12 protein-coding genes are annotated in these 12,212 nt (G+C 43.4%); 9 read left to right on the forward strand and 3 right to left on the reverse strand.

All coding sequences use genetic code 11. The features are described from left to right. The 4 genes from P8X24_RS04210 to P8X24_RS04225 are packed head-to-tail and all read left to right on the forward strand — an operon-like array spanning window position 1 to window position 3,030. Window positions 1–1,140: a CGP-CTERM-anchored Cys-rich protein gene (locus P8X24_RS04210; RefSeq protein ID WP_372914232.1), complete on the forward strand. Its 1,140-nt coding sequence runs from the start codon at window positions 1–3 to the stop codon at window positions 1,138–1,140. Further along, complete coding sequence (locus P8X24_RS04215; RefSeq protein WP_372914233.1) at window positions 1,137–2,027, forward strand: thiamine-phosphate synthase family protein; 891 nt, start codon at window positions 1,137–1,139, stop codon at window positions 2,025–2,027. The genes P8X24_RS04210 and P8X24_RS04215 overlap by 4 nt, the downstream gene beginning before the upstream one ends. Before the next feature lie 32 nt (window positions 2,028–2,059). Continuing rightward, window positions 2,060–2,578 (forward strand): flavin reductase family protein, encoded by a 519-nt coding sequence (locus P8X24_RS04220; RefSeq protein WP_372914234.1) that lies wholly within the window; start codon window positions 2,060–2,062, stop codon window positions 2,576–2,578. 38 nt (window positions 2,579–2,616) lie between these two features. Beyond that, window positions 2,617–3,030: a secondary thiamine-phosphate synthase enzyme YjbQ gene (locus P8X24_RS04225; protein ID WP_372914235.1), complete on the forward strand. Its 414-nt coding sequence runs from the start codon at window positions 2,617–2,619 to the stop codon at window positions 3,028–3,030. Here P8X24_RS04225 and P8X24_RS04230 read toward each other — a convergent pair. Genes P8X24_RS04230 through P8X24_RS04240 form a run of 3 tightly spaced genes read right to left on the reverse strand, consistent with a single transcriptional unit; the run spans window position 3,005 to window position 5,371 of the window. Next, the gene (locus tag P8X24_RS04230) at window positions 3,005–3,637 is read right to left on the reverse strand and encodes a M48 family metallopeptidase (protein ID WP_372914236.1); all 633 of its coding nucleotides are present in this window, start codon (window positions 3,635–3,637) and stop codon (window positions 3,005–3,007) included. The genes P8X24_RS04225 and P8X24_RS04230 overlap by 26 nt on opposite strands. 9 nt (window positions 3,638–3,646) lie before the next feature. Beyond that, window positions 3,647–4,372 (reverse strand): DUF3226 domain-containing protein, encoded by a 726-nt coding sequence (locus P8X24_RS04235; RefSeq protein ID WP_068321395.1) that lies wholly within the window; start codon window positions 4,370–4,372, stop codon window positions 3,647–3,649. Between the two features lie 3 nt (window positions 4,373–4,375). Then, the gene (locus tag P8X24_RS04240) at window positions 4,376–5,371 is read right to left on the reverse strand and encodes an AAA family ATPase (RefSeq protein WP_372914237.1); all 996 of its coding nucleotides are present in this window, start codon (window positions 5,369–5,371) and stop codon (window positions 4,376–4,378) included. 86 nt (window positions 5,372–5,457) lie between these two features. Between P8X24_RS04240 and trm10 the strand changes: the two genes are divergently transcribed. The 5 genes from trm10 to P8X24_RS04265 all read left to right on the forward strand — a co-directional run bounded on the left by trm10 (window position 5,458) and on the right by P8X24_RS04265 (window position 12,207). After that, on the forward strand, window positions 5,458–6,567 hold the full coding sequence (gene trm10 / locus P8X24_RS04245; protein ID WP_372914238.1) for a tRNA (guanine(9)-/adenine(9)-N1)-methyltransferase: 1,110 nt from the start codon (window positions 5,458–5,460) through the stop codon (window positions 6,565–6,567). 78 nt (window positions 6,568–6,645) lie between these two features. Beyond that, window positions 6,646–7,905, forward strand: coding sequence for an ATP-binding protein (locus tag P8X24_RS04250; protein WP_372914239.1), 1,260 nt, complete (start codon window positions 6,646–6,648; stop codon window positions 7,903–7,905). 107 nt (window positions 7,906–8,012) lie between these two features. Continuing rightward, window positions 8,013–9,083: an AAA family ATPase gene (locus tag P8X24_RS04255; protein WP_372914240.1), complete on the forward strand. Its 1,071-nt coding sequence runs from the start codon at window positions 8,013–8,015 to the stop codon at window positions 9,081–9,083. A 36-nt stretch (window positions 9,084–9,119) separates the two neighbouring features. Continuing rightward, complete coding sequence (locus P8X24_RS04260; RefSeq protein WP_372914241.1) at window positions 9,120–11,285, forward strand: ATP-dependent DNA helicase; 2,166 nt, start codon at window positions 9,120–9,122, stop codon at window positions 11,283–11,285. A 34-nt stretch (window positions 11,286–11,319) separates the two neighbouring features. After that, window positions 11,320–12,207 carry a dihydrodipicolinate synthase family protein gene (locus P8X24_RS04265; RefSeq protein WP_372842022.1) on the forward strand — a complete coding sequence of 296 codons (888 nt, stop codon included), beginning with the start codon at window positions 11,320–11,322 and terminating at the stop codon, window positions 12,205–12,207. The last annotated feature ends 5 nt before the right edge of the window (window positions 12,208–12,212 follow it).

Raw genomic sequence — 12,212 nt, forward strand, 5'->3', positions numbered from 1 at the left:
ATGAGAAAAGTCATCCCACTAATCCTTCTCTTGCTCTTTGTGCCCTTAGCTGAGGCCTGCATCTTCCCTCAGGATTTTTATGCAGTTGAAGTAGAGCTGAACAAGGGTAGTTATGACCTTTCTCCCCTCTTGAACGCGAAGAATGTTGTAGAGTATGAGGGAAAGATCATTTACAAGTCTCACTATGATCCAAGGCTGATAGTTATTCTCTGGTCTGGGGAATGGGGTGTTGGTATTAAGGAAAACGGAAGCTACCTACACATCCGGATTCAGATACCAACGAAGAGGGTTAAAAGAGTTAGGTACTCTGAGGAATTTCAAGGCATAATTCCCGTAGAAGAGACGAAGGAGAGGGCCAAGAATCTGGGTTGGGAGGTTGGGGAGTACTCCCTAGTGAAAGACAATATAACGATAATACTCACCAAGCTTAAGGGATTTGAGTGTAAAGATGACTCCGATTGTAAAGTTGCTGGATGTTCCAAGGAGTTATGCGTCTCCAAGAATGAGAGCCCATACTCTATCTGCGTTTATAGGAAGTGGTATGTATGTCTCAATCTTACCAAGTGTGGTTGCTATAACGGTTTTTGCACTTGGTTGCCTAACGAAGAGTTCCTAAGGTGCTTAAAGGAGCACAACATCACTATTGATCAGATAATAAAGGCAAAAGTGGCAAAAGTCAACATAATAATAGAAGTGAGGGGAAACCTAACCAAGGAAAAAATTAGGGAAATCAGAGATGTTTTAGGAGACAATGTTCCCATAAACTTCACAGAAAGATGGGAATGGAGGGTCATGCCTTCGGTAGATCCTCGGACAATAAACGCAAGTGAAGCAATGAAAACTGAACTAAAGTGGCTCAAGAGTGCAGGTGTGATAAAAATAAGTGATAGTGATATAGAGGAAATAACAAGCGTCGCAAAGTGGGGATATGCAGGGTACAATGCCAGGATAGGATTTTACGACGGTAAGTGGATACCATACTTGAACGCCTCTAATGCCGTTCTCATAAAGTGTGGAGGCTTAGCTTACGAAGAGTACCCAATCCCAGCCTCAACTCCAGTATTGCCATCCTCAGGGAGAATTTGTGGGCCGGGCCTAATCCTGCTCCTTGCAATACTGATAAGAGGGAGGAGGAAATGAGGACTCCAAGCTCGTTTTGGGCAGAGGTAGTTTTACCTTCAATAAGAGCAAAGGTAGCTAAGATACTGTACTCGAAGGGTTATTCTCAGATAAAGATAGCTAAGGAGCTTGGAGTGACTCAGGCAATGGTCAGCAAGTACCTCTCCAAATACACTCTCCCAGAGTTGCTTGAGCCGATAGAAGATGAGATAGATACAATAGCGTTAACGATAGCTGAGATGATGGAGAAGAATGCAGGGAAGGAGGATATAATTAAAGTTTTAGAGCGAAAATTTTTTGACCTTCTCCTTGACGAAAAGTTCTGTAGACTTTATGAAAAGTACTCTGGAGTCAGGGGTATTGTCTGTCGAGAAATTCTCCCAGGAACGAGCAGGAAAGAAATTCTCGATGAGCTGGCTAAGGCTCTTGACATTCTTTTAAAGGACGAGAAGTTCCCCGAGCTGATTCCAGAGATAAGAAGCAACTTTGCTCATTCTATTCCAAACCCCAAGAGTGTTAATGATGTTGCAGCAATTCCAGGAAGAATTACACTAGTTAAAGGAAAACCCTACGCCATGCCTCCAGAATTTGGCGCTAGCAGACATACAGCGAGGTTGCTGATTAAGATATCTAGGTACAACCCTTCAATTAGGGCCGTCTTAAACGTGAGGTTTGGAGAAGACGTAAAGAATGCCCTTGAAAGATCTGGTCTTAAGATCTATTATCTCTCCAAGGAAAACAGGAGCGAAGAGGAAACTGAAGATGAGATAGCGGGAGCTTTTAGGGAAGAATCTTGGGATGTAGTAGTTGATCCCGGCGGTTATGGCGTCGAGCCCTGCGTTTACATCTTCGGAAGGGATCCCCTTGAGGTCGTAGGAAAGTTAAAGAAGATTGAGCAAAACTTATGAACTTTTCTTCACCAATTTTTTGGTGGTAGCAGATGCACCCATACAGGCTTCTCTATCCGATGAGGACTTACTTAGTGGTTTCTGGTTATGGAGAAAAAGCGAACATCATGGCAGCGGATTGGGTTACCATAGTGTCTTACGAGCCATTCATGGTTGGAGTGGCAATAGCTCCAGAAAGGACTACCCATGGGCTCGTGAAGAGGTATGGGGAGTTCGTGATAAGCGTTCCAAGCCTCGAAATGCTCAAGGATGTGTGGATAGCGGGAACCAAAAAGGGCCCCTCAAAGCTCAAGGAGATGTCCGTAACTCTAGTCCCCTCAAAGAACGTTAAAGTGCCAAGTATAAAGGAGGCCTTAGCTAACTTGGAGTGCAAGGTTGTCGATGCTAGAGACTATGGAGATCACACGTGGTTCGTTGGGAAGGTCGTTGGATACTCCTATAAGGAAGAAGCTTTCAAAGATGGGAAGCCTAACCTCAAAGCAAAGTTCTTGGCTCACTCCGCATGGACAGACTTTGTAACGTTCTGCGAGGAGATCTACAAGACCGAATAAACTTTATACACTTTCCTCAATTTTATTTGGGTGGTTTTATGAGAGTTGTTAAGAAGGAGCTCCACTTTTCAACGAAGGGCGAAATAGATCTGGTGGATATAACACGCGAAGTCGAGAAGTTTGTCGAAGAGAGTGGAATAGCCAATGGACAGGTCTTAATTTTCGTTCCTGGGGCCACGGGAGCTATAATTGCCATAGAGCATGAAGAAGGCCTTTTAGAGGACTTTAAGAGGTGGCTTAGGGAGGTCATACCAAAGGAAAGGCATTACCTCCACAACAGGTTCGACGACAATGCCCACTCCCACCTAAGGGCCACCCTGCTCGGCCCGAGCTTGGTCTTTCCGATAATTGATGGGGAACTAATGAGGGGAACCTGGCAGCAGATATTCTTCGTTGAGCTAGATACTAGACCGAGAAGAAGGAGAGTCATACTTCAGGCCATCGGAGAATAGTCCTCCAGAGCTCGTTCGCATGGACTATAAACCACCATTTCTTCAGCTCCCTCCTCTTCTCCTTATAGTCTGGGTGGAATTTGGAGACTATGGACCAGAACTTTTTGCTGTGCCTCATTTCTATCAGATGAGCTAATTCGTGCGTCACGAGGTAGTGAAGCAAGTTATGGGGAAGGGCCGCTGAAGCGAGGTTTATCGTTATCGACTTCCTCCACGTTGCCGTCCCCCACTTGTTCCTCATCGGGATTATGTAGATCCTTTTGGGCCTTGCACCTATCCTTGGGGATACCTCGTCAACTATTTCCTTAACCTTTGTTCTGAGATGTTCCCTTATCTCCTCCCTCAGTTCCCCAGGATCACCACCCAATTCTATGAACTCCCCAAACAAGGGGAAGCCCTTTTTACCCTGAGCTAGGGCTTCTTCAACGATCTCAAGCTTCGAGAGAATCCATTTTCTCTTTTCCATGAGAACTTTCTCCACTATCCTCTCATCCGGCGTCGTGACAAGTAGGGTTCCGTCTTCGAGAATTCTTATTGTGACGTATCTAACAGGTTTAACTTTAACCCTGTATCTAACCGTTTTCCCATTGAGATTTATCGCCCTCATTGGAACCCCTTATTGAATGAATTCTCTTATACTTTCAACAACGTAGTCTGGCAATTCATTGATAGAACTCCAGCTGAAAATCTCGGATATTAGCTCAAATGTTCCATAGTCGGGATCCTTGCATAAAGATTCTAGAATTTTGACTATTGCTTTTTGAGTTGGTTCTTTTCCTTTCTTTTCCTTGTAGAAGTCTATTGCTTGGCCTATTATGTGTTTAAAATTTTCGTTGCTAAGTGCTAAGTCAAGAATTAAGTCTTCTATTTCATGTTGTAGAACATTAAATCCAAGCTTTTCTTCTATCCTTGTATCTCCAAGAGGAATAACAATGACATCAAGCTCACAACCTTTACATCTACACTTAAATGAAAAGTTCCCTTCTTTAACAACTTCATATTTAGACTTTAGAACGTGCTCAATTGAACTTAACAATCCTTGAACGGTTTTATCGTCGAGATCAATAGCAAGCCCTATTTTTGAAACTCCTCTCTCGCACCAATTTATGATTTGACTTTCAGCCTTTATAGTTCCAATTACCGACTTTGACCCACCTCCTAATGGGTAAAATATGAAAATTTCCTCGTTTTCATTTCTTAAAACAGTGAATTTCTTGTAATTTAGCCCCAGTTTTTCCCATAAGTAGTTATATTTAACCCTTGCTCTTTGAAATCCCAGTTTGGTTAGTAAATTTGATAGAAATTCCATATCCCTCGTTCCTTCACAGAGCAACACTTTCATTCCTCATCCCCTCAAATCGGCCTCCAATTCCCTTCTTCTGAATTCTGCTTCCTCCCTATCAAATGAGATGTACTCCAAAACGCCGTCCTTTATCGTGGGAACGAAGAATTTAATATCGATATTCTCACACTTCAGCAATATATCATCTATCAGCTCAAGGCTATGCGTGCTTATGAATATCTGATTGTCTTTTGCGGCCTTACAAATCCCCTCAACTATAAGTTTGCGTGAAGAGGGATGTTGGTAGTTTTCAGGCTCCTCACACAGGATGTACCCATATTTAACGCTCATAAGGTAAGCTAGATATATATACGCTGATCTGAACCCATCTCCCATGACAAAAAAGGGTACCTTGCCTTTTTTGTAAACAATTTCGGGGCCAACCCCCTCTGAAAATATCCTAATATCCTTAACATCGGGGTATACTGTCCTCAGAACCTCTATCAATCTTTCGTGAGCCTCGTATCCTCTCTCAAATACCATATTATATGCATTAGTGGGCGTTTTCCCGTATATCGATTGGTTATCTATGAACGCTACATCGCCAGGCGGTTTCTTGTCTTGTTGTTCGTAGATTTTCTCAAATTTACCTGAAATGTCAAAATAAAGACGATATTTTGTGGATGAATTATCAGCTTTAAAGGTTACCTTCAATGCAATGATATCTCTCATAAAACCATACGTCTCCACGAGAAACTGGATCTCATCCGTTGTAGGCATAGCAGGTTCAAGCGTCACGTGAGATATATCTGACGATATTACAATAGGCTCCTCTACATTTTTAAATCTGAAAAGCGAGAAAATGCTGTCAAAACCATGCCATCCTCTACGCTTGACTATTTGGGGAATTAAATTGTGATCTAGATTTATCGCAAGTGCCTCCAGAATTGTTGATTTTCCGCTATTATTCCTTCCGATAAATATGTTGAGTTGTGCGAATCCCTCAATTTTCCCCTCGCTTATCCCTCTAAAGTTCTTAATTTCTAATTTCTTGATCATCTTTATCTCCCGACATTTTTGAAGTGTGGTCTTATATCACATTTTTGCTCATAAGATTTAAAAACAAACCCTCAATTCGGCCAACGATGAAGAGGCCGGGAGAAATTCTCAGGGAAATCCTGAAGGAGAAAGGAGTTGAGAGCATTGGAACACTCTCACGAAAATGGCCGAGTGGTGAGGATATCTATCAAGAATTGGCCTTACTTCTTCTGGAGGGGGATGGGGCGATAGTTAAGCTTGGTGAGCCCGTTAAGGAATCCTGGGATTTAGAAGGGAGGAAGAAAGGGCCTTCTCTTTACGCTTACGTTAGGCCCTGCATGGTGGATAAGTTTGAGGTAGTGGTGAGTAGGGAAGACCTACTGCACAAGTTGCCCGACTATCCCTGGATAATTGTTGACCTCATGTTCTGGGATAAGCACATACCAAAGGAAAAGGGAAAGGTTAGCCTTCAGCTCAGGGAAACCTACGCCGTTATGAGGAGGATGTTCTGGCCGAGGAGGTTGGCAATAACTTGGGTCAACGAGGAGTTCAAGAGGATGAGCAAGCTACCACTTAACAAGATTGGGGCCTTTGAAGGATCCACCGCGGAGTTCCTCAAATTGAAGGAAATAGAGAGGGTAGTTCTTCTAGATCCAAACGCCCAGGAAGTTCTATCCCAGGATGATCTAAAAGAGAAGGCGTTCATAATCGGTGGCATAGTGGATATGAAGGGTGACAAGAAGGGAACTACCGCCAAGATCGGAGAGGAGCTGGAGTCTAAAGGCATTGAAGTGCTTAGGAGGAAGATAGTCTTAAGGGGAGACATCGTAGGAGTCCCGGATAGGATAAACCACATAGCAGAAATTTTACTTAGAATGCTATATGGAGAGAATATGGAAAAGGCAATCTTAGCCGTTCAAGCTCCAACACACGCAAGGTGGAGGCTCAGGAAGGAGATCCCAAAGAGGAAGATCCGCTATCTAATAGACGGGAAATTGTACCTTGTCGTCGAGAAAGAGCTTTATGACGAGTTAAAGCAGTGGCTTAACATAAGGTGGGAGGACTTCGTCAAGGTTCTTAGGGAAACCGGCATGGTGGCCCTAGAGAGGAGGAGGATTCACCACTTAAACAAGATCTCGGTTTACAGGCTCGATAGGAGTGGGGGTAAAAGGGTTATTCTACTTAAGAGGGCCGCTCTGCTGTGCTACAATTGTTAAGTATAGTGGATAATCATCACGCTGTTATTATTCACTATAGTGACAAACTTTATATATCTCCCGCTCCAAGGTTAGACTATGGCCATGAACGTTGAAGCCTTGAAAAGGATATTGGTGGATCAGAGGGAAATAATGAAGGAAAAGCTAAAACAGGGTAAGATCATTGAAAGGGAACTTAAAATTGTCCCAAAATTTCCCCATGCTTATATAATTACGGGTGTCAGGAGGGCGGGAAAGTCCACACTTGCGTTTATTTCATCTCAAAATCCCCTGTACGTGAACTTTGAAGATCCAAACCTCTTGGGTTTTGATATTAAAGATTACATGAAGCTTATCCAGGCTGGATATGAGGTGTTTGGTTATTTTGATACAATAGTGTTTGACGAAGTTCAGGAAGTCAAGAGATGGGAAAAGATGGTGTCCTTTCTCATGGAGAAGTACAAAGTAATAGTCACTGGAAGCAATGCAAGGCTACTTTCCCATGAGTTTTCTACTTACCTAACCGGGAGGTACCTCAAATTCACCCTCTTTCCATTCTCTTTCAGGGAGTTTTTAACGTACAAGGGGGTCTCTTTAAACGTGTATAGCACTAGGGACATCGCGAGTGTGAAAAAACTTCTGAACGAGTACATTAAGATTGGAGGATTTCCAGAGGCGTTGAAACTTGGCAGAGAGTTTCTTATCAACCTGTATGATGACATAATAACTAGGGATGTCGCAGTTAGGTACAACGTGAGGAATTTCAGGGAGCTTAAGGAGTTAGCGTTTTACGTGCTTTCAAATTTTTCGGCTAGGATAACGTACAACAAACTGAAGAACTTATTCAAAATTGGTAACCTGCAGACTGTAAAAAACTACATTGAGTATCTAACGAGTGCATATTTGATATTTGAGGTTCCAAAATTCTCCTTTAAACTTAAAGATCAGCTAACGGGAGAGAGGAAAGTGTATACAGTTGACGTTGGGTTAATAAATGCTATAGTCCCTAGGATCTCCGAAAATATTGGAAGGATAATGGAGAATTTAGTCTTCTTAGAGCTGATGAGGAGGAAGCACTACAGGGAAAAGGACATCGAGATCTACTACTATAAAGACACGAGAGGTCGGGAAGTTGACTTCCTAATTGTTAGCGGGAGAGAGAAAGAGGCAATTCAGGTAACTTATGCCTCCGACGTAGATGAGATACCCAAGAGGGAAATTAACAATCTAATTGCCCTCTCAAAAGAGTTTGGGCTAAGGGAGGGAATTATCATCACGTGGGATCTTGAAGATGAAATGGTGGTGGAAAATGTTAAGTTGAAGTTCATACCAATCTGGAAGTTCCTTATAAAAGGTTAAACCAGGAACTTTTCCTTCCCTTTAAGTTAGGTGAAGTGATACCAACTCTGATGGCCTCGGATAGACTTAAATTACACACTATGTAATTTACATGGGGTGTAATTTATATGGTATGTAAAAACATCTTCACTCAAAGGCCAATCACGAAGCTTGAGTGCCTTTGGGGGAGAGCTCATAGAGAGGCCGTTGAGGAACTCTTAGAAAATTCCATGGAGGGCGAAACATCGGTACTCCTTGGGCCGAGAAGGATTGGGAAGACGAGTGTCGTTTTGACAATGCTCGAGCTGTTCAAAAGTAAGGGACACTACATTTACTTCAACTTCTCAAGATTCCTAGGGGCCAAAGCCATCTCAATAGCTGATATAACTCCTCAAAAGACCTCACTGAAGTTCATAACAACTAGCAAAGCCTATAAATTTTCCCTAAAGGGGGTAGAAGTTGAAGTCAGAAAAACTAGCATAAATGAATTCGTTAGCGATTTCTCGACTCTTGTGAGAGTTTTCTCCGAGAACACGAAGAGAGGTGTTATAGTTTTCGATGAAGCTCAGGTCTTGGCAAGACTGAAGAATCTCGACTTTAGAGGCCTTATTCAGGAAATTATTGACACGTACACGAACATCTCCTTAATCTTTACGGGGTCAATGCCAGGGCTACTAGTTAACTACCTAAATCCAAGCCCAGACAGACCTAATTTCATGAGGGGAGCGAGGACAATAACACTTGGAAGATGGAGCACCGAGGAGGGTGTGGAGTACCTTAAGAGTGGCTTTGGTAGAGATGATCCGAGGTTTCCACGGATAGTTGAATCCCTGGGAGGCATTCCTGGGTTTTTGGCTTACTTTGGCCTAACAGCATTAAACATGGGATATCCTAGTCAGGATACCCTTGATTTGGCTCTAATGAAAACACTCGAGTACGCTAAGGAAGAGTGGAGGAGAGATATTGGGGCCTTCTTAGCCCTGTACAACAGCCCTATCTACACCTCTATCCTTAAAATCCTCGCTAGATCTGAAGTTCCACTTAGGGGCTCGGAGATTTACAAATTGCTCGAGGAGAAGCCTAAGAGGATACAGCATGTCTACAAGTACTTAAAGAATTTAGAGAAGGCAGGCTTCGTAAAGTCGAGTGGAAAGAGGTACTGGATAGAGGATCCAGTGTTGAAGCTTGCATTGTTGTGAATTTATAAACTCTCTCCCTAACATGATTTGGTTGAAATGAGGGTCGAAGAGCTCAAGGTCAGCGAGAAGGTGAAGCTCATCCTCAGGAAAAGGGGAATAGAGGAGCTTTATCCACCCCAGGAAGAGGCATTAAAGAGTGGAGTTCTCGAGGGAGAGAACTTACTCGTTGCTATCCCGACGGCGAGCGGTAAAACGCTCATAGCTGAGATAGCCATGGTTAACACCCTCCTTAGGGAGGGAGGCAAAGCAGTCTACATAGTCCCCCTCAAGGCCCTAGCTGAGGAAAAGTTTCAGGAGTTCAAGGATTGGGAGGAGATTGGACTGAGGGTAGCGATGGCCACTGGAGATTACGACTCAAAGGACGAGTGGCTTGGGAAATATGATATAATAGTTGCTACAGCAGAGAAGTTTGATTCTCTCTTAAGGCACGGCTCGAGCTGGATTAAAGATGTGAAAGTTCTCGTTGTAGATGAGATCCACCTCTTAGGCTCGAGAGATAGGGGGGCAACTTTGGAGGTAATCTTAACTCATATGCTTGGAAAAGCTCAAATAATCGGCCTCTCCGCCACGATAGGAAATCCCGAGGAGCTTGCCGAGTGGCTCAATGCAAAACTCGTCATGAGCGAGTGGAGGCCCGTTCAACTGAGGAGGGGAGTCTTTCATCAGGGTCTCGTAGTCTGGGAGGATGGAGAGGTTGACAGGTTCAGTTCCTGGGAGGATTTAGTGTACGATGCGGTAAAGAGAGGTAAAGGTGCCCTAGTGTTCGTGAACATGAGGAGAAAAGCTGAAAGGACTGCTCTTGAACTTTCTAAGAAAGTAAGGTCAATGTTAACGAGAGGAGAACTTAGGAAGCTTAAAGAGTTAGCGAATTCTTTGGAGGAAAATCCAACTAATGAAAAGCTCGCTAAAGCCCTTCAAGGTGGGGTTGCCTTCCATCATGCTGGCTTAGGAAGGGAGGAGAGGGTTCTCGTGGAGAACAACTTTAGGGCCGGGCTAATAAAGGTCGTAGTTGCAACTCCAACCCTGGCTGCGGGGATAAACACGCCAGCATTTAGGGTGATAATTAGAGACACCTGGAGGTATTCCGACTTTGGAATGGAGAGGATTCCCGTCCTTGAGGTACAGCAGATGATGGGTAGGGCGGGGAGACCGAAGTATGATGAGAGGGGTGAGGCCATAATAGTTTCTACCACGGAGAATCCTGGGGACGTTATAAGCTACTACATAAGGGGGAAGCCTGAGAAGTTATTTTCCCAGCTGTCGAATGAGAGCAACTTACGGAGCCAGATTCTCGCCCTAATAGCAACTTTTAATTATAGAACCGTGAGAGAGATCCTAAACTTCATAGATAGGACTTTCTATGCATACCAGAGAAAGGACACGTATTCAATAGAGGCAAAGATAAAGGAAATTCTGTACTTCCTCATGGAAAACGAATTCGTAGAGTTAACCCTTGAGGACGAGATAATTCCACTCCCATTGGGAACAAGGACAGCAAAGCTTTACATAGATCCGATGACGGCAAAGGTCTTCAAAGACTTCTTTAAGTATATAGAGAAGGATCCGAACCCCGTAGGAATATTCCATGTTATTGCCCTAACTCCTGACATGGTCCCCGTCTCTTATTCTAAGAGGGAGTTATCAAAACTCGAAGAGGAGTATTATTCCTTAAAGGACAGAGTTTATGCTGACGATCCCTATCTCGCTTATGATCCCTATTATGAGAGGAAGTTCTTTAGAGCATTCAAAACGTCACTTATCCTTCACGCTTGGATAAATGAAGTTTCGGAAGCTGATATAGTCGAGAAATTCTCCGTGGAGCCGGGCGATATTTACAGGCTTGTTGAAACTGCCGAATGGCTTGTCTATTCCCTGAAAGAGATAGCGAAAATCCTGGGAGCGTCGCAAGAGCTTCTTGACTATCTTGAAAAGCTAAGGGTAAGAGTCAAACACGGAGTGAGGGAAGAATTGATTCCGCTGATGGAGCTCCCAATGGTGGGTAGAAAGAGGGCGAGGGCACTCTACAATGCAGGATTTAAAGATTTTGAAAGCATAGCCAGGGCCACCCCCAGGGAGTTACTGAAGATAGAGGGAATTGGAGCAAAAACAGTTGAAGCAATATTTAAGCACCTTGGCAGGGAAGTTAAGATAGTGGAAAAACCGAAAAAGAACACCCTAGACTACTTCCTAAACAAACGATAAATATCCCAACTCCAATTTATTTTTGGTGATTTTCATGAAGGGAGTTATCGTACCTTTGGTGACACCCTTTAACGAAGATTATTCTATAGACCTACAAGCGCTAGAAGAGCACATAAATTTCCTCCAAAAGGCAGGGGTTCATGGGATTTTTATTAACGCGACAACTGGAGAATTCACTAGCCTCAGCTTTGAAGAAAAGAAGTTTCTCGCAGAGAAAGGTAGAGAGCTTGTAACTTCTACAGCTTATCTAGTAGGAACGGCTTCAACAAACACTTTTGAGGTTGTTGAGCTAACCAAACATGCCCAAGACATTGGAGCCGACTATGTGGTGATAGCTCCACCATACTACTGCCCCCTTAACGATGAAGCACTTTTCCACCACTATTCACTAGTTGCAGAAAAAACTGATATTCCAATAATCCTCTATAACATTCCGAGCTGTGCAAATCCCCTGAGCGTTCCACTTATCAAAAAGCTCGCCATGGAGTATTCAAACATAGCGGGCATAAAAGAAACGATAGACAGCATAAACCACATTAGAGATGTCATCTTGGAGGTCAAAGGAGAAAGAAAAGACTTTAAGGTATTCACTGGTTTAGATCAACACTTTCTCAACACACTTATCCTCGGTGGAGATGGAGGGATAATGGCCTGTGCAAACTTCGCCCCAGAGCTACATCTTGCCCTATACAAAGCCTTCAGGGAGAAGAAGTTTGAGGAAGCTGTTGAGTACGCCAAAAAGCTCGCAAAGCTTTCAAGGATTTACAACATTGCATTGTCCTTTGGCTCTGCAATAAAGATAGCCATGAGCATAAGAGGGTTTTCTATAAAGCCAATACTGAGACCACCGTACAAGATGGATGGAGAAGATGTAAGGGAGAAAATAAGGGAGTTGCTAGAATCCCTGGGGCTTGTCCCTTAGAGGAG

Origin of the sequence: Pyrococcus kukulkanii, from assembly GCF_041647995.1 — an archaeon.
Taxonomy (GTDB): domain Archaea; phylum Methanobacteriota_B; class Thermococci; order Thermococcales; family Thermococcaceae; genus Pyrococcus.